This is a genomic window from Phenylobacterium sp. (genome assembly GCF_004297125.1).
Classification (GTDB): Bacteria; Pseudomonadota; Alphaproteobacteria; order Caulobacterales; family Caulobacteraceae; genus Phenylobacterium.
In genome coordinates this window covers 255,569-272,084 of the sequence record NZ_SCVD01000020.1, presented here as the reverse complement: position 1 = coordinate 272,084, position 16,516 = coordinate 255,569, and the positions used below count along the sequence as shown (strand labels likewise).

Below are 16,516 nucleotides of genomic sequence, written 5' to 3'. Positions count from 1 at the left end.
GTCCTTGCCTCCGGACCCTATTGTGGCGGGTCGTTGGAGGAGGGGCCAGCGGTCAGGCCGCCGCGCCCGCACAGCGCGCCGTGTCGCGCATTGTAGCCGGACCCTTCCCGCCTCGGGGACACGATCACCTCGCCGTCCGCCATGTAGCGATCGTCGCCGAGGTCGTTCCAGGTCGCGGCGAAGTCGAAGCCGCGCTCGCGACGACGGCTTGAGCTTGGGCGGCGAGAGCTTGGGCCCGGTCTTAGGCGGCGGGCGCACCCGGCCTGGGCAGGGGAACGGCGCGCCGCAACACGTCGCGCATGGCGATGCTGGAGTTGATGCGCGCCACGCCGGGCAGGCGTGCCAGGATCTGGTTGTGGATCTGCTCGTAGGCGGCCGTGGTCTCGGCCGAGGTTCGCAGGATGTAGTCGACGTCGCCGGTCATCAGGTAGCATTCCTCGATCTCGGGGTGCTTGCGGATCGCCGCCTCGAACGTCCGCATGGCGTCCTCGGTCTGGCGCTCGAGGGTGATGCGGACGAACGCCACCACCTTCGTGGCCTGCGGGTCGGCGATGAGCGCCGTGTAACCCAGGATTACGCCGCGATCCTCCAGGGACTTGAGGCGCCGTAGGCAGGAGGAGGGGGATAGCCCCACCTCGGCCGCCAGCTCCGAATTCGGACGCCGGCCATTGAGGCGCAGCAGCCGCAGAAGATTCTGATCGATGGGATCGAGTGCGCTCATTCGTGCCATCTAATCAGTGGACCGTTGCAACGGCAAATCGACAACGCGCGATCGTAAGTCAAGTTGGTGAGATGTTCGAAGGGGGCCTCGCTAGACTTCTCCGGCGTTCGGGCAAGGGAGCTGGCGGTGAGGTGCGGGACTAGCGAAGATGTCAGCGCCCGGCTCACCATCGACCTGGGCGCCATCGTCGCGAACTACCTGACGGCGAAGGCGGCCGCCGCGCCGGCGGAGGTGGCCTGCGTGGTGAAGGCCGACGCCTATGGCCTCGGCGCCGGCGTGGTGAGCGCGGCGTTGTACACCGCTGGATGCCGCCGCTTCTTCACTGCCCAGCTCGGCGAAGCGCTCGCCCTGCGCGGCCTGCTGCCGCAGGACGCCTGGTTCTACGTCCTCAACGGACTCTGGCCCGGCACCGAGGCCCCCGCGGCCGACGCCGGGGTGGTTCCGGTCCTCAATTCGCTGGACCAGGTGCTGCGATGGCACGGCCTGGCGCGGGCGCGCGGCGCGCGGCTGCCGGCGATCCTGCAGATCGACAGCGGCATGTCGCGGCTGGGGGTGACCCGCGAGGACGTGGACGTGCTGCGCGCCAATCCCGACCTGCTCGCCGAGCTCGACGTCCACTATGTCATGACGCACCTGGCGTCCGCCGACACGCCCGACTCCGCCTGGAACGCCGCGCAGCTCACCGTCTTCGACGAGCTGGCCGACCGGCTGCCGCCCTTCCCCCGGAGCTTCGCCAACACCGCCGCGGCGCTCACCCGCCCGCAGCGCCCGGGCGACCTCGTGCGCATCGGCATCGGGCTCTACGGCGGGGCCCCGGTCGCCGGCCGACCCAACCCGATGCGGCGCGTGGTCGACCTCAGCGCGCGCGTCCTGCAGGTCCGCGAGGCGCCGCCGCGGACGGGCGTGGGCTACGGCATGACCTATGTGACCCGCGGCCCGACGCGCATCGCGACGCTTGCGGTGGGCTACGCCGACGGCTGGCCGCGGAGCATGGGCGGCCGCGGCGCGGCGTTCCTCGACGGGCGCCGGCTGCCAGTGGTGGGCCGCGTCTCCATGGACAGCATGATGGTCGACGTCACCGGCGTGGCGCCGTCGGCGCTGGAGGCCGGCGACTTCGTCGAACTGCTTGGGCCCCACCAGTCGCTCGAGGACGTGGCGGAACAGGCCGGGACCGTCTCCTACGAGATCCTCACCGGTCTCGGATCGCGTCTCCCTCGCACCTACGCCGCCCATGGGGCGGCGGTGTCCGACCTGCAGGTTCCCGCATGAAAGTCATTGTCCTCGGCGCCGGTGTGATCGGCGTCACCACCGCCTGGTACCTCGCCAGGGCCGGGCACGAGGTGGTGGTCGTCGACCGCCAGGCGGACGTGGCCTTGGAGACCAGCTTCGCCAACGCCGGCGAGATCTCGCCGGGCTACGCCTCGCCCTGGGCGGCGCCAGGGGTGCCGCTGAAGGCGATCCGCTGGCTGATGATGGCGCATGCGCCGCTGATCCTGCGGCCGAAGCCCGACGCGGCCATGCTGGGTTGGCTCCTGGCGACGCTGCGCAACTGCACGACCGAGCGCTACGCGGTGAACAAGCGCCGGATGGTGCGGTTGGCGGAATACAGCCGCGACCGGCTGGTCGCGCTGCGCGCGGAAACCGGCATCGCCTACGACGAGCGGAGCCAGGGCACCCTGCAGCTCTTCCGCAAACAGGCGCAGCTGGACGCGGCGGCCAAGGACATCGAGGTGCTGCGCGCCGACGGCGTGCCGTTCGAGGTGCTGGATCGCGCGGGCTGCGTCGCGGCCGAGCCGGGGCTGGCGCGCAGCCCGGGCGAGATCGCGGGCGGCCTGCGGCTGCCGGGCGACGAGACCGGCGACTGCTTCAAGTTCACCAACGCCCTGGCGCGGCTGGCGAAGGCTGAAGGCGTGCGCTTCGAGCTGAACCGGCGCGTGCTGCGGCTGCGGCAGGCCGGCGGCAGGGTCACCGCCGCGGTCACCGATCAGGGCGACATCGCCGGCGACGCCTTCGTGGTGGCGCTGGGCAGCTATTCGCCGGCGCTGGTGCGGCCACTGGGGCTGCGGCTGCCGGTCTATCCGGTGAAGGGCTATTCGCTGACGGCCCCTATCGCCGCCGCCGGGCTGCCGCCGGAGAGCACCCTGCTCGACGAGACCTACAAGATCGCCATCACCCGGCTGGGCGATCGCATCCGCGTGGGCGGCATGGCCCAGGTGTCGGGCTTCGACCAGGGGTTGGAGCCGCGCCGCCAGCGGACCCTCGAGCACTGCCTGGAGAGCCTGTTCCCCGGCGCGGCGGAGCTGAGCCGCGCGACCTACTGGGCGGGCCTGCGGCCGATGACGCCGGACGGCACGCCGGTGGTCGGCGGGACCGGCGTCCCCAACCTCTTCCTGAACACCGGGCATGGCACGCTGGGCTGGACCATGGCCTGCGGCTCCGGCCGGCTCATCGCCGACCTGATCGACGGCCGGGCCCCGGACATCGAATCCGCGGACCTAGCCATCGCCCGCTACGCGGCCTGATCCCGCTCAACCCTTCTCCTTCCGAGGAGCCCATGACCATCCAACGCATCCAGTCCGGCCACCGCATGAGCCAGGCCGTCATCCACGGCGACACCATCTACCTCGCCGGCCAGGTGGCCGAGCCCGGCGCCAGCGTCGCCGTGCAGACCCGTGGCGTCCTGGCCGCGATTGAGGCGCTGCTGGCGACCTGCGGCAGCGACAGGTCGAAGATCCTCAGCGCCACCATCTGGCTGGCGGACATGGCGGACTTCGGGGAGATGAACGAGGTCTGGGACGACTGGGTGGGCGGCCGCGACGCGCCGGCCCGCGCCACCGGCGAGGCCAGGCTCGCGACGCCCGACTACAAGGTCGAGATCATCGTGGTCGCCGCCCGGTGAGCGAAGCGGCGGGCGAGCTCGACGCCCGCTGGGCGGAAAGCCGAAGGGCGTCCTGCACGCCGAGGCGGACACCCTGTAACTGACCGTCCCGAACCAGCTGGGCGTCGACTACAACGGGCGCGCGCTGGAGAGCACCCTGAGGCATGTCGCGCCGGCGCTGGGCTGGCGCCGATCGCGGCGTGTGCGGTCTCTGGCTCAGGCCTGGCTGGGCTGTCCGATCCGCCCCCGCACGGAGGCGTCGCATCAGGGTTGTGTTGCATTTGGAATTGAAGATATTTATCTATCAACTCAAGCTTTGGAGCCTTGAGCCCGCTGGCGCCGGCATGCCATTGCGCCCCGCATGGGCTCCCGCGCGGCCGGCCCGCTGCGCCACCGGTCGCCGCGCCTTGGCCAAATCGCGGCGGGACCGTTAGTAAGTCAGGTGCGCCGACGGTCCGGCGCGTCGTCCTCGAGGTCGCCCCCCGATGAGCCCGGCGAAGGCCAAGACCGCCGAGAAGGCGCCGAAAGCGCCTCGGCCGAAATCGGCGCCGCGGCGACCGTCGCGCGGTCCCGGCATCGTGCGCTACAACTCCCTGGTGGACGCCACGGAGCGGCTGCTCACCGAGCAGAGCCCGGACGACATCGGCCTCTACCAGATCGGCGAGGCGGCCGATGCGCCGATGGCGTCGGTCTATCACTTCTTCCCGACACGGGAGGCCGCCTTCCTGGCGCTTGCCGAGCGCTACCTGGAGGGTTTCCTCGCCCTCGGGCTGCAGCCGGTGGAGGCCGCGGCGCTGCAGAGCTGGCAGGACCTAGTGGCCATCGACCAGCGCCTGGCCATGGACTTCTACAACAGCCATCCGCCGGCGCTGAAGATCTTCTATGGCGGCTACGGCGGCCTGGAGACCCGGCAGGCGGACATCGGCTACACGCGCGGGATCGCGCAGTCGCTCTACCACCGCCTGGACGCCGCCTTCCACATGCCGCCGCTGCGCGACGCGGCGACCAAGTTCCACATCGCGCTCGCGCTGATGGATGCCGTCTTCGCGATCTCCTACGAGGCGAACGGGCGGATCACCGAGGATTACTACCAGGAGGCAAAGTCCGCCTTCGTCGCCTACTGCGGCCTCTTCCTTCCCCCGCGTCTCGAGCCGCGCGAAGCCTGCCTTGAGGCCGCGGCGCGCGGCGAGCACATCCGGCTCCCCCAACTCTTCGTCGCCTGACGAACGGTCCGCGGTGACGGTGCGCGACCCAGGCCGGCGCCCCTGAGTCCGGCTGGACGTCTTGCTTGTTAGTGGATAATAATACATCAGCGAGGACAGCTTTGCGCCCGGGGCCCTGCGAACCGCAGCGGCGGGCAGGGGGACCCAAGAACATGACGCTCAACGCTTGGCTCGAAGCTTTCGCGGGCGCGCTCTCGCGCCGCAAGCCCGATGCGGCCGCCGCTCTGTTCGCCGAGGGCGGGCTCTGGCGCGACATGGTCGCCTTCACCTGGGACATCCGCACCCTCGAGGGGCGCGCGGCGATCCGCGCGCTGGTGGAGGAGACGCCGGAGACGGCGGACGCGCAATGGGCGGCGGAATCGCCGGAGGCCGGCGCGGCCGAGGAAGGGTTCATCGCCTTCGAGACCCCGGTCGGCCGTGGCCGCGGCTACGTGCGGCTGAAGGACGGGCTCTGCCAGACCCTGCTGACCGTGCTCGACGACCTGAAGGGCCATGAGGCCGCCCGGGGCCGCGCTCGGCCGAAGGGCGCTGCCGTGGATCCGCAGCGTCCGCTCGCCAACTGGAAGGACCAACTGGAGGCCGAGGCCGCGTCCCTCGGCGTCGAGGTGCAGCCCTATGTCCTGATCGTCGGAGGCGGGCAGGGCGGGTTGGGCCTCGCCGCGCGCCTGCGCCAGCTGGGCGTACCGAACCTCGTCATCGACCGCCAGGCCAGGCCCGGCGACCAGTGGCGCTCGCGCTACCACGCGCTCTCGCTGCACGACCCGGTCTGGTACGACCACATGCCCTACCTGCCGTTCCCCGACAGCTGGCCGGCGTTCACGCCCAAGGACAAGATGGGCGACTGGCTGGAAGCCTACGCCAGGATCATGGAGATCAACTTCTGGGGCTCCACGGACTGCGTGCGCGCCGCCTACAATGAGGCGGAGCAGGCTTGGCGGGTCGAGGTCCGGCGCGAGGGCGACACCCTCATCCTGCGCCCGAAGCACCTGGTGCTGGCGACGGGCAACGCCGGCAAGCCGAACACGCCGGCCTTCCCGGGCATGGAGACCTTCGCGGGCGTGCAGACCCATTCGAGCGGCCACGTCAGCGGCGCCCCCTATCGCGGCAAACGCGTCGCGGTGATCGGCTCCAACAACTCGGCCCACGACATCTGCGCCGACCTCGTGGAGCACGGCGCCGAGGTCACCATGGTCCAGCGCGACCCGACCCACGTCTCGCGGCAGGAGACGATCATCCCCCAGCTGCTGGCGCCGCTCTATTCCGAGGAAGCGGTGGCGGCCGGGATCACCACGGAGCGCGCCGACCTGCTGGTGGCCTCCATGCCGCTGCGCACCCTGCCGGACGTCTATCGCCTGGCCTATGAGGAAATCGCGCGCCTCGACGCCGACTTCTACGCCCGGCTGGAGGCTGTTGGCTTCATGCACAGCTTCGGCGAAGACGGCACGGGGATGCCGCTGCTCTACCTGCGGCGCGCCTCCGGCTACTACATCGACGTGGGCGCGTCCGAGATGATCGCCTCGGGCGTGATCAAGCTGCGCTCGCGGGTCGGCATCGAACGGATCGAGCCGGACGGCCTGATCCTCACCGACGGCAGCAAGCTGGAGTGCGACGTGATCATCTACGCCACCGGCTTCGGGACCATGGACCAGTGGGCCGCCGAACTGATCTCGCCCGAGGTGGCGCAGCGTATCGGCAAGGTCTGGGGCTACGGCTCGGGGACGGCCGGGGATCCGGGCCCGTGGGAGGGCGAGCTGCGCAACATGTGGAAGCCCACCGCCCAGCCGGGCCTGTGGTTCCACGGCGGCAACCTGGCCCAGTCGCGGTTCTATTCACAGGTTCTGGCGCTGCAGCTGAAGGCGCGCCACGCCGGGCTGAACATCAATGTGTACCAGCCGCCGGCGGCGGACGCGGTTCCGGCCTGAACTCAAAAAAGAAGAGGGCGCGCCTGGCTTGGCGCGCCCGTTCCGGCCATCAGGCCGAAGTACCCCTGAATGGCGATGCGCGCCGGTCCCCGGAGGCCGGCGCGCGTCCTTGGTCAGGGGAGGAAATGGTCGGCGATCATGTCCTCGAGGTCGTCCGGGCTGAGGTCGCGCTTGGCGGTCTCGACGCCCTCCTGTTTCGGACCGACGACGGCGCGGCGCACGGGCGGCTTCGGGTCCTCCAGCACCTCGCGAACCACCGGACCGATCGCGGCCGGGTCGGCGCCGTCGCGCTCGTCGGCGTCGATGATCGCCATCGCTCTGTCGAAGGCCGCCTTGTAGAGCGAGCCTTCGCCGCTCGCCGCCACCTTCTGGCGCGACGAGGTGAAGCCGGTGGCGAAGTCGCCGGGCTCCAGGACCGTTACGCGGACGGGGCCGCCGCGCAGCTCCAGGCGTAGCGCCTCGACATAGCCTTCCAACGCGAACTTGCTGGCGGCGTACATGCCCTGGAACGGGATGCCGACCAGGCCGGCGAGCGAACCCACGATGATGATATGGGCCAGATCCTGCCTGCGCAGGTGGGGCAGGGCGGCGCGGACCAGGCGGTGGTTGCCGAAGAAATTGGTCTGGAACTGCGCCAGGCCCTCTTCGCAGGTGGTGTCCTCCAGGGCGCCGGCGATCCCCATGCCGGCATTGCCGATGACGGCGTCGAGGCGGCCCTCGCGGGCGATCACCTCGGCGACCCCGGCGCTGACGGAGGCGTCGTTGTCGACGTCCATGGCGATCATGGGGAAGGGCCCGCCGGGCTGGGGCTGGCGTGAGGCGCCGTAAACCTTGTAGCCGTGGCCGGTCAGGTGTTCGGCGATGGCGCGGCCGAAGCCGGCGCTCGCCCCGGTGACCAGCACGACGCGTGCTTCAGATGACATGGCGGATCTCGCTTGCAGGGGTGTGAGGAGACCGCTCCGGGCGCCAGTGACGCCGGCCTCGGTCCCAACCGGGAGACGCAGGCTTCAGTCGAACACCTGGACTGAAATTCAGGTCGAACGTCCGACCGGGGCCGGGACGTTCAGGATGAAGGCTATTAATAGATAAAAGTACATCAATGGCAAGCCGCGCGCTAGGCGATGTCGCGGCCGGCGGTCCGGGGCGCGGCGCGGAGGCGCGGCGCGAGTCCGTAGACGGCGCCGGCAGCCGCGAGCAGGACGGCCGCGCCGACGAAGCCGCCGCGGACGTCGCCGGCCCGCACCGCGAAGGAGACGACCAGGGGACCGAGGCTCAGGCCCGTGAGCGCCACGGGCGTCATCACCATCGCCACCCGGCGCGACGGATCCAGGCGGATCAGTTCGCGGATCAGGAAGGGCTGCAGGGCGAGCCAGCACAGGCCGAACAGGCAGACGGCGGTGATATAGCCGGCGTCGGAACGGGAGAGCATGGCGACCACCACGCCCGCCTGGATGAGCCCGCCGGCGGTGAGCATCAGGCGGGCCGGCAGCCGCCAGCACAGCCAGGCGGACAGCAGCGCGCCGACGAACTGCAGGGACAGGCTGCCGGCGATGGCGGCGCCGATCACCGCCGGGGCGAGACCATGCTGGGCCCCCAGGCGCTCCACATAGTTCCAGGCCGCGCCGATCCCGGCGTTCTGCAGGAGGCCGCCCAGCAGAGTGAGCAGCAAGGCCGGAGACCAAACAATCCCTTGCACCCGCGCTTCGGGGTGGGTTTCGACCCGGTCCACCAGGAAGGGGGCGGCGCAGGCGGCGGCGACCGCGCCGGCGGCGAGCAGGGCGAAACCGGCGTTGAGGCCGAAGCGGGGAATGATGAGGGCGGGCAGGAGGTAGGCCGCCGCGATCTGCGGCGCCGTGGTGATCCCGAGGAAGAGGCCGTTCATCCGGTCCGGGCGGCGGGTATGGGTGATCACCACCACGGCGGCCCCGATCAGCAGGCCCTCCAGCAGGCCGGCCGCCCCTCGCAGCCCCAGGATGGCTGCGGAGGAGTGCGCGGCGTAGAGGCCGACGTCGACCGCCGCCAGCAGCAGGGCGGCGGCGATGACCTTCAGGCGCATGCCGCCGGCGTTCATCGCGAAAGGGCCGATCACTGAGCCGATCGCCAGCGCGAAGACCTCGACCATGGCCACGCGGCCGAGGCCCGCCTCCGTCAGCCGCCCGGTCTCGATCAGGCCCCCTAGCAGGATCGGCTGCACCCCCAGGACCAGCAGGGCGGCGGTCCCCACGACCATGGTGGCGCTGACTGAATTGAACGTTTCGTGGGCAGGAACGGCCCCCCGTGATGCTCGGATAGCCGTCATGCCGTCGATCTCCCCCTAATAGAAAACAGTGCAACAATATCGCCACTACGCCATTTGACAGCCTACGGGAATGCGTGTTGATAGATATTTATATACGAAATGTTGCAGCGAAGCCGGACACTCCGGCGACGGTCGAGGGGGTAGTCACATGGCGTGGACGAACAGGCGTGCGCAGGAACTCCGCGAGCGCGCGGAGCAGGTGATTCCGGGCGGGATGTACGGGCACGAATCGACGGTGCTGATGCCGGCGGAGTTCCCGCAGTTCTTCAGCCGCGGGAAGGGCGCCCGCCTCTGGGACGCCGACGAGAACGAATACGTCGACTTCCTCTGCGCCTGGGGACCGAACCTCCTGGGCTACGGTTTCGAGCCGGTGGAGGCCGCCGCCGCCGCCCAGCAGGCGCGGGGCGACACCCTCACGGGACCGTCCGAGATCATGATCGACCTGGCCGAGGCCTTTACCGGCATGGTCAGCCACGCCGACTGGGCGATGTTCTGCAAGAACGGCACGGACGCCACCTCGATGGCGATGGTGACCGCCCGGGCCCACACCGGCCGCAAGACCATCCTGGTGGCGCGCGGCGCCTACCATGGCGCGGCGCCGTGGTGCACGCCGCGGACCGCGGGGATCCTGGCGGAGGACCGGGCGCACGTCGTCCACTATGACTACAACGACGCCGACAGCCTGGCCGACGCGTTCAAGGCGCACGAGGGCGACGTGGCCGGTGTCTTTGCCACGCCGTTCCGCCATGAGGTGCTGGCGGACCAGCACGACGCGCTCCTCGAATACGCGCTCGCCGCCCGCGCGCTTTGCGACCAGACTGGCGCGCTGCTCATCGTCGACGAGGTGCGCGCCGGGTTCCGGCTGGCGCGTGGCAGCAGCTGGTCGGCGCTCGGGGTGCAGCCCGACCTCAGCACTTGGGGCAAGTGCTTCGCCAACGGCTATCCGATCTCCGCCCTGCTAGGCAGTAACGTGGCGCGGGAGGCCGCCAAGCAGATCTTCGTCACCGGCTCGTTCTGGTTCTCGGCGACGCCCATGGCCGCCGCCATCGAGACCCTGCGGCAGATCCGCGAGACCGACTATCTCGAGCGCCTGGTCGGCGCGGGCCGCCGCTTCCGCGAAGGGCTGCAGCAGCAGGCCGCCAGCCACGGCTTCGGCGTTCGCCAGACCGGGCCCGTACAGATGCCGCTGATCCTGTTCGACGACGATCCGGATTTCCGCATCGGCTACGGCTGGGTGAGTGAGTGCCTCAAGCGCGGCGTCTACCTCAGCCCCTACCACAACATGTTCCTGTCCTCGGCCCACAGCGAGGCGGACATCGCCCAGACCCTGGCCGCCACCGACGAGGCGTTCGAGGCGCTGAAGAAGCGCAGGGGAAGCCTGCAGCCACATCCGGCGCTCTCGGCGCTGATGGCCGGTCACTGACGAAGCGGGCGCGGGTGCGTCCAGGCAAGTCGGGGGCCGTCCAGCCCCCGAGCACAGCTCAAGAGGGGAAGAGCGCAATGCGGTCCAAGAACAATACGCACGCAGTCTGTCGGCGCTGGCTTGGCGCGGCCTCGGTCGGAGCCCTGCTGGCGGCGGCCGGACCCGCCCTGGCGGGCCAGGCGGACACCATCCAGGTGGAGGAGCTGGTCGTCACCGCCCAGCACCGCGCGGAGAGCATCCAGGACGTACCTATCAGCATCCAGGCGTTCAGCGCCGAGAAGCTGCAGGACCTGGGTGTCAAGACCACCGCGGATCTCGCGCAATTCACCCCGAACGTGTCGATCGCGCTGCCGGCCGGGGCCGGCAACCAGCCGATCATCACCATCCGCGGGATCGGGCTCAACGACTACAACACCAACAACGCCGGCCCGAATGGCGTCTACCTGGACGAGGTCTACCTGAGCTCCCCGTCGAGCCAGAGCTTCCAGACCTTCGACCTGGAGCGCGTCGAGGTGCTGAAAGGCCCGCAAGGGACCCTCTACGGCCGCAACACCAGCGGCGGCGCCATCAACCTGGTCAGCGCCAAACCCACCGACAGCTTCACGGCGCGGGCGCATGTCGAGTACAGCTCGTTCAACACCTTCAATGTCGAGGGCGCGGTCGGCGGGCCGATCACCTCAGACCTGAGCGGGCGGTTCGCCGCCACCTGGACCACGTCCGACGGCTGGGGGAACAATCTCGCCACCGGCAAGGACGAGAATGGGACCAACGCCGTCGCCATCCGCGCCCAGCTGCTGTGGAAACCCACCGACGATCTGAAGGTGCAGCTGGGCGTGAACGGCGGCTATGTCGACACCCGGCCCACCCAGTACCGGCACTTCGGGGCGCTCGACGCCACGGGCGCGCTCTGCTCGCCGGCGGACACCAATGCGGGTCTGTGCGCCGACCTCTACGGCTTCGGGACCCCCGCCAAGTTCCGGGACGTGTCGTCCAACCGCACCGAGCATCTGCGGGTGAAGGACTTCGGGCTCAACCTGCGCGGCGAGTATGCGGCGGGCGACATCGACCTGGTGTCGATCACCTCCTTCAACCGCAACAAGAAGCGCCACCCCGAGGACAGCGACGCCTCGCCGGGCCGGCTGCTGGAGATCACCTTCGGCGCCAAGTCGATGGCCTTCACCCAGGAGCTGCGCGCCTCCCGGACCACCGACCGCTACAGCTGGTTGGCCGGCGCCTATTACCTCCACGAGATCATCAAGCAGGACCAGCCGATCGACGTCCTGCTTGGCATCGACAGCGCCTTCGGCATCCCCGGGATCGGCGACGGCCTGGCCTTCACCGGCTACGGGATCAACCGCCAGAAGACCGAGAGCGGCGCGGTGTTCGGCCAGGGCGAGTACAAGGTCACCGACCAGCTCAAGCTGGTGGTCGGCGGCCGCTACACCACCGAGCGCAAGGACTTCGAGACCGACAGTTCGGTGCGTTACCAGCAGGGCGGCGAGGGCAACTACGGTCCGATCACGCCAGTGCTGGTGTCGGACCAGCACCAGACGGACTCGGCCTTCTCCTGGCGGGTCGGCGTCAACTACGACGTGGCCCGGGACACCATGCTGTTCGCCAGCATCGCCACCGGCTTCAAGAGCGGCGGCTTCAACGGCGGCTTCCTGAGCCAAGTGCCGGCCGAGGCGCAGCGGCAGCTGCAGCCGGTGAAGTCAGAGGACGTCACCGCCTACGAGGTCGGGCTGAAGAGCAGCTTCCTGGAGCGCCGGGTCACCCTGAACGCCTCGGCCTTCTACAACGACTATCGCGACATGCAGGTCTTCGTGCTGATCGCGCCGGTCGTGGCCGGCGGCTTCCCGGTCAGCGTGCTGGACAACGCCAAGAAGGCCGCCACCAAGGGCATCGATGTCGAGTTGACCGTGATCCCCATCCAGGGCCTGACGCTCTCGGCCCAGGGCGGGCTGCTGCGCGCGAAGCTGAAGGAGTTCGTGGCGAGCCGCGACGCCAGCGCCCCGGACTACTCCGGTAACCGGTTGCCGCTCGCGCCCAGGGCCTCGGCCAGTCTCAGCGCCGCCTACAAGGTCGAGGTGGGCCCGGGCGTCCTCGAGCTGCAGGCGAACGCCAACTACAAGAGCTTCGTCTTCTTCGATGTTTCCAACAACGACTACGCCACCCAGGGCGGCTACTGGACCGAGAACGCGCGGGTCTCCTACGCCCTGGAGGAGGGGCGCTGGGAAGTGGCGGGCTACGTCCGCAACCTCAGCAACAAGAAGTACTTCATCGACAAATTCGACCTGACCAACCCCTTCGGGCTGGTGCAGGGGATCATGGGCACGCCCCGGTCCTACGGGGTGGAGCTGAACTACAAGTTCTAGGGGCGAGGCAGGCGTCGGCCGCGGCGACCCGGGGAAGGGGTCGTCGCCCAGGGCCGCACCTCTAGGCCCGGGGCTGCGGCCGTCGTCGGCCGCGGCCCCGACGTCTTGAGCACGGATCGCGCCACATCCACGGACAGACGGCTATCGCGGTCGCTCGTCGCGGTCGCGTCTTACGGTCGGGACGGCGGCCCCGCGTTCCAGCCAGCCGGCAAGCCGCTCCCGGGCGAGGGCGAGGATCCGCGACTGCTCCGCCGGCTCCACCACCCGGTTGCGGACCACGGCCTCGACGACCTGGAGCGGGTCGGGGCGGCCGGAGGCGCGGTCGGGCGCCGGCGAGCGCGCCGTGGCGCGGGAAAGCTGCTGGCGGTCGCGCTCGCTGGGGCGGTGGCCGCGCACCTCCAGCCCCGCGCGGCGGGCGGCCAGCCACACCTCGCGGCGGAACTCCGTCTGTCCGCGCACGGCGACGTCCGTCCAGCCGCGATGGGCGGCGATGGCGACGAGGTCGCGGACCACGTTCGGGTCGTTGCGGTCGCTGGACAGGCTGCGCCCCTGGTCCCGGAAGGCCGGGGTCGCCACGCGCGCATCGACGAAATAGGCGACGGCGTCGCTGCCGGAACGCTCCGTGAGGTAGCGGCGACGGATGGCCTCGGGCACGTCTCCGGCCGTGGATGGTCGCCCGGGACGGCCGGACTCAACGGTGTTGATCGCGGTGTCGGCCATCTTCGCCTCCTTCCGGCGCGCGTTGCGCGGACGCATCGATGAAGCGCACGACCCAGGCCTCGATCTCGTCCGGGGTGGCCCCCTCGGGCGGGACCGGCTCGAAGCCGTCGGCCGCCAAGGTCGGGGCCAGCGCCTTCAGGGTCAGGGCCGGGGCCGACGATCGCGGCGCCGGCCCATCGTCGATGGGGGGCTCGGCTCGACAGGGCGCCAGCGGCGGCACGGCGGGCGGCGGCGACACCCGGTGGCGGAAGGCCCGGTCGCGGTAGTGGCGGATCTTGCGCGCCCGCACCGGCGGCAGGCCGGCCCTCAGCACAAGGATCTCGTCGGCCGGCAGTTGCATCAGCTCCTGCGGCAGGAGCAGCGCGCGGCGCTGGTCGCTCCCGCTGACGCTGCGGTGGCCGCGCGACAGGCCGGTGGGACGGCTGCGTGAGGGGCTGCGGACGGTGGTGTAGCCCAGGCGCTCCGAGAGGTCGTTGGCGAGGCGCAGCTCCTTGGGCGCGAAGGCGATCTCCCCTGGATCGGCCTCTACTATCTCAGCAAAGCGATGGACCTCGTCGCGGTCGAGTCCATAGAAGCCCGACTCCCAGTGCTGGTAGGTTCGGAGCGCCTTCCCCATCCGGCGCGAGCCTGACTGCAACCCCACACAGACTGATGCGCACCAACGAAGCGGCCGATTGGCTCGGACTGTGGGGGCGCACGCTCGAGAAGCACCGCACCTTTGGGACAGGGCCGGCCTACCGGAAGATCGGCGGTCGCGTGGTTTATGCGATCGATGATCTGCAGGCTTGGGCCGACCGTGGCGCGCGGGCTTCTACGACGGAGGCGACGGTTCATACCGTCAGCGCGGCTTGCCGACCTCGGTCATATCGGCGATGTGCAGTCCGATCAGCTCACCAAAGGTCGTAAGCCTCGCGATGCGCGAGGGGATGGGCGAACCACCGCGGTCGATTTGTCTTTCGGCCTCGAGACCCCAGTTCTTGGCGTCCTCGCGATTGACGAAGGTCTCCGACAGAGACTTGCCCTTGCGGCGGATCCAGACCCGGTAGTGGCCGGACTTTTGCTTGCGGATGGAGGCCATTTTTCGCGTGCAAATTGGGTGCAGTGCAGGATCGAAAGCGGGCGAACTGGGTCGAAAAACGTCGTAAAATCGGTGCACCCATTTTGCACCGAACACATTGAAGAATAATCTCAAACCATTGAAAAATCAACATCATTTACTCTGTATCGCGCCCATGATGGACTGGACGGATTATTCAATAAAATCAATAGGTTGAAACATGAAGTGTGCGAAATTTGCACGTTTTCGTTCGCGTACGTTCTCGTAGAATTTCGGGTTTGTTCGCGCTCAGTCGGTAGTTCCAGAACTGGACCGACTGGAGAATTTGCTTCGAAGAGCAAGTATGGGGGCCCAGATGCGCGGCCTGATCGACATGGGTAGTCGCCTGGTTGTCTAGCGTTCACGACGAAGGACGAAGGCGACGGCCGACACGAGCTGGGCCTCGGGATGCATGCCGTCGTCGCTGAGTTGGCCCAGCACGGCTTCGAACTCCCGATAGCTGATCTTGTCGCCTCTGGCCGCGAGCTCATCGAGCGCGTCGGCCGCAGCTTCGATGCGCGTGACGCGCTCGGTCTTCTCAGCGTCCGACGCCCGGTGCGCGGCGCTCCAGGCGGTTTGGGATTTGTGGGCGCGGACATAAGCCGCGACGGCCCGCAGGGCATCGGCGGCCGTGACGATCAGCGAGTAACTCGTACTGCGGCCGCCCCGCGGATCCTTGACCAGGATGCGCCGCCTCATGAGGTCGTTGATGTCGCGCGAAGCGGTGTCCTGCGAGGTCTTGGCGATGGTCGCCCATTTCGACGAGGTGAGCTTTCCCTCGAAGCCATTGAGCAATCGGTTGAGCATGCCCTGCTGGCGGTCGTTGAGGGTCTCGCCGGCCAGGCGTTCCCAAAACCGGGCCTTACGCAGGACCGCCGCCAGGGTCTGCTCTGCGCCGGTGATCGCTCGGTCGAGGCAGCTCAGGAACCAGGTCATCCACGGCGTAATGTCGAGGTTGCCCTTCTGGGTCGCCTCAAGGATGTCGTAGTAGGCGTTCCGCTCGATGCGGACTTGCGCCGACATCGAATAGAAGCGCTGCGGGCTGCCCTCCGAGCGGGCGAGCGCCATGTCGGCGATGGCGCGCGCGATCCGGCCGTTGCCGTCCTCGAACGGATGGATCGTGACGAACCAGAGGTGGGCGATCGCCGCCGTCAGGACCGGATCGGTCTTGGGCGGGTCGTTGAACCACTCCAGGAAGGCGGCCATTTCGGCCTCGAGCTTGTCGGAGCCCGGCGCTTCGTAGTGTACGCGTTCGCGCCCGGCCGGTCCGGAGACGACCTGCATCGGATCGCCCTCGGGCCTGCGCCAGTCGCCTACAACGATCTTGCGCAAGCCGCTGCGGCCGGTCGGGAAGAGGGCAGCATGCCAACCGAAGAGCCGGTCCTTCGACAGGGGCTCGGCATAGTTCTGGGTCGCGTCGAGCATCATCTCGACGACGCCTTCGACGTCGCGGTCGACGGGCGTGAGCGCGCCGATATCCATGCCGAGACGCCGCGCAATCGAGGAGCGGACCTGCTCTTCGTCGAGCTTCTCGCCTTCTATCTCGCTGGATTTGAGGACGTCCTCGGTGAGGGTTCGGAGAACCGCTTCCTTCCTGAGAGGAAAGCCCAACGTCTCCATCCTGCCGATGAGCCGGCCTTGATGGTGGCGCACGGCTCCCAGCTGCGAGGCAAGCGTTTCGTCACGCCATTGGAAGCGCGGCCAAACCCCGAGCTCGTAGATGTACGTCGACATATTTTCCGCGCTAGTTGCGGATAATATGGCCATCTCTCTCCGCAGTTGCAACCTTATTCTCCGCGCTGTATGCGGATATTATCTGTTGCAATCTCCGCAGACGCGGGGCCAGTCGGTGAATGGAC

14 protein-coding genes are annotated in these 16,516 nt (G+C 69.1%); 7 read left to right on the top strand and 7 right to left on the bottom strand.

Features of this window, described 5'->3' with window-relative positions; translation table 11 throughout:
• Window positions 1–241: 241 nt before the first annotated feature.
• Window positions 242–721: an Lrp/AsnC family transcriptional regulator gene (locus tag EPO51_RS12170; RefSeq protein ID WP_293350731.1), complete on the bottom strand. Its 480-nt coding sequence runs from the start codon at window positions 719–721 to the stop codon at window positions 242–244.
• A 126-nt stretch (window positions 722–847) separates the two neighbouring features.
• Here EPO51_RS12170 and alr point away from each other — a divergent pair, with 126 nt between their 5' ends.
• The 5 genes from alr to EPO51_RS12145 all read left to right on the top strand — a co-directional run bounded on the left by alr (window position 848) and on the right by EPO51_RS12145 (window position 6,744).
• Window positions 848–1,990 (top strand): alanine racemase, encoded by a 1,143-nt coding sequence (gene alr, locus EPO51_RS12165; RefSeq protein WP_293350728.1) that lies wholly within the window; start codon window positions 848–850, stop codon window positions 1,988–1,990.
• The gene (locus EPO51_RS12160) at window positions 1,987–3,243 is read left to right on the top strand and encodes a D-amino acid dehydrogenase (RefSeq protein WP_293350725.1); all 1,257 of its coding nucleotides are present in this window, start codon (window positions 1,987–1,989) and stop codon (window positions 3,241–3,243) included. The genes alr and EPO51_RS12160 overlap by 4 nt, the downstream gene beginning before the upstream one ends.
• A 32-nt stretch (window positions 3,244–3,275) precedes the next feature.
• Window positions 3,276–3,620: a RidA family protein gene (locus EPO51_RS12155; RefSeq protein ID WP_293350722.1), complete on the top strand. Its 345-nt coding sequence runs from the start codon at window positions 3,276–3,278 to the stop codon at window positions 3,618–3,620.
• Between the two features lie 464 nt (window positions 3,621–4,084).
• A complete protein-coding gene (locus EPO51_RS12150) occupies window positions 4,085–4,822 on the top strand; it encodes a TetR/AcrR family transcriptional regulator (RefSeq protein ID WP_293350719.1) in 738 nt (245 codons plus the stop codon).
• 152 nt (window positions 4,823–4,974) lie between these two features.
• A complete protein-coding gene (locus tag EPO51_RS12145) occupies window positions 4,975–6,744 on the top strand; it encodes an NAD(P)/FAD-dependent oxidoreductase (RefSeq protein WP_293350717.1) in 1,770 nt (589 codons plus the stop codon).
• Between the two features lie 113 nt (window positions 6,745–6,857).
• On the opposite strand, the gene EPO51_RS12140 is transcribed toward EPO51_RS12145, so the two are convergent.
• Both EPO51_RS12140 and EPO51_RS12135 read right to left on the bottom strand, forming a co-directional pair.
• On the bottom strand, window positions 6,858–7,667 hold the full coding sequence (locus EPO51_RS12140) for an SDR family oxidoreductase (RefSeq protein WP_293350714.1): 810 nt from the start codon (window positions 7,665–7,667) through the stop codon (window positions 6,858–6,860).
• 191 nt (window positions 7,668–7,858) lie between these two features.
• Window positions 7,859–8,974, bottom strand: coding sequence for a hypothetical protein (locus EPO51_RS12135; RefSeq protein ID WP_293350711.1), 1,116 nt, complete (start codon window positions 8,972–8,974; stop codon window positions 7,859–7,861).
• Between the two features lie 217 nt (window positions 8,975–9,191).
• On the opposite strand from EPO51_RS12135, the gene EPO51_RS12130 reads away from it, so the two are divergent.
• Both EPO51_RS12130 and EPO51_RS12125 read left to right on the top strand, forming a co-directional pair.
• Complete coding sequence (locus tag EPO51_RS12130; RefSeq protein WP_293350708.1) at window positions 9,192–10,466, top strand: aminotransferase class III-fold pyridoxal phosphate-dependent enzyme; 1,275 nt, start codon at window positions 9,192–9,194, stop codon at window positions 10,464–10,466.
• A 77-nt stretch (window positions 10,467–10,543) separates the two neighbouring features.
• Window positions 10,544–12,841 (top strand): TonB-dependent receptor, encoded by a 2,298-nt coding sequence (locus EPO51_RS12125; protein WP_293350706.1) that lies wholly within the window; start codon window positions 10,544–10,546, stop codon window positions 12,839–12,841.
• 141 nt (window positions 12,842–12,982) lie between these two features.
• Here the strand turns inward: EPO51_RS12125 and EPO51_RS12120 are convergent, their stop codons facing one another.
• The 4 genes from EPO51_RS12120 to EPO51_RS12100 form a co-directional block, all read right to left on the bottom strand.
• On the bottom strand, window positions 12,983–13,561 hold the full coding sequence (locus EPO51_RS12120; protein ID WP_293350703.1) for an LPD7 domain-containing protein: 579 nt from the start codon (window positions 13,559–13,561) through the stop codon (window positions 12,983–12,985).
• Window positions 13,533–14,177 (bottom strand): type IV secretory system conjugative DNA transfer family protein, encoded by a 645-nt coding sequence (locus EPO51_RS12115; protein ID WP_293350700.1) that lies wholly within the window; start codon window positions 14,175–14,177, stop codon window positions 13,533–13,535. The genes EPO51_RS12120 and EPO51_RS12115 overlap by 29 nt, the downstream gene beginning before the upstream one ends.
• Before the next feature lie 222 nt (window positions 14,178–14,399).
• Window positions 14,400–14,639, bottom strand: coding sequence for a hypothetical protein (locus EPO51_RS12105; RefSeq protein ID WP_293350695.1), 240 nt, complete (start codon window positions 14,637–14,639; stop codon window positions 14,400–14,402).
• 372 nt (window positions 14,640–15,011) lie between these two features.
• On the bottom strand, window positions 15,012–16,391 hold the full coding sequence (locus EPO51_RS12100) for a Fic family protein (RefSeq protein WP_293350692.1): 1,380 nt from the start codon (window positions 16,389–16,391) through the stop codon (window positions 15,012–15,014).
• Window positions 16,392–16,516 lie beyond the last annotated feature (125 nt).

Bases quoted from the DNA above. Each gene is read 5' to 3' on its own strand.
- EPO51_RS12170 (WP_293350731.1), bottom strand. From the start codon at position 721: ATGAGCGCACTCGATCCCATCGATCAGAATCTTCTGCGGCTGCTGCGC.
- EPO51_RS12120 (WP_293350703.1), bottom strand. From the start codon at position 13,561: ATGGCCGACACCGCGATCAACACCGTTGAGTCCGGCCGTCCCGGGCGA.
- EPO51_RS12155 (WP_293350722.1), top strand. From the start codon at position 3,276: ATGACCATCCAACGCATCCAGTCCGGCCACCGCATGAGCCAGGCCGTC.
- EPO51_RS12135 (WP_293350711.1), bottom strand. From the start codon at position 8,974: ATGGTCGTGGGGACCGCCGCCCTGCTGGTCCTGGGGGTGCAGCCGATC.
- EPO51_RS12125 (WP_293350706.1), top strand. From the start codon at position 10,544: ATGCGGTCCAAGAACAATACGCACGCAGTCTGTCGGCGCTGGCTTGGC.
- EPO51_RS12100 (WP_293350692.1), bottom strand. From the start codon at position 16,391: ATGTCGACGTACATCTACGAGCTCGGGGTTTGGCCGCGCTTCCAATGG.
- EPO51_RS12105 (WP_293350695.1), bottom strand. From the start codon at position 14,639: ATGGCCTCCATCCGCAAGCAAAAGTCCGGCCACTACCGGGTCTGGATC.
- EPO51_RS12145 (WP_293350717.1), top strand. From the start codon at position 4,975: ATGACGCTCAACGCTTGGCTCGAAGCTTTCGCGGGCGCGCTCTCGCGC.
- EPO51_RS12140 (WP_293350714.1), bottom strand. From the start codon at position 7,667: ATGTCATCTGAAGCACGCGTCGTGCTGGTCACCGGGGCGAGCGCCGGC.
- EPO51_RS12115 (WP_293350700.1), bottom strand. From the start codon at position 14,177: ATGGGGAAGGCGCTCCGAACCTACCAGCACTGGGAGTCGGGCTTCTAT.
- EPO51_RS12130 (WP_293350708.1), top strand. From the start codon at position 9,192: ATGGCGTGGACGAACAGGCGTGCGCAGGAACTCCGCGAGCGCGCGGAG.
- EPO51_RS12160 (WP_293350725.1), top strand. From the start codon at position 1,987: ATGAAAGTCATTGTCCTCGGCGCCGGTGTGATCGGCGTCACCACCGCC.
- EPO51_RS12150 (WP_293350719.1), top strand. From the start codon at position 4,085: ATGAGCCCGGCGAAGGCCAAGACCGCCGAGAAGGCGCCGAAAGCGCCT.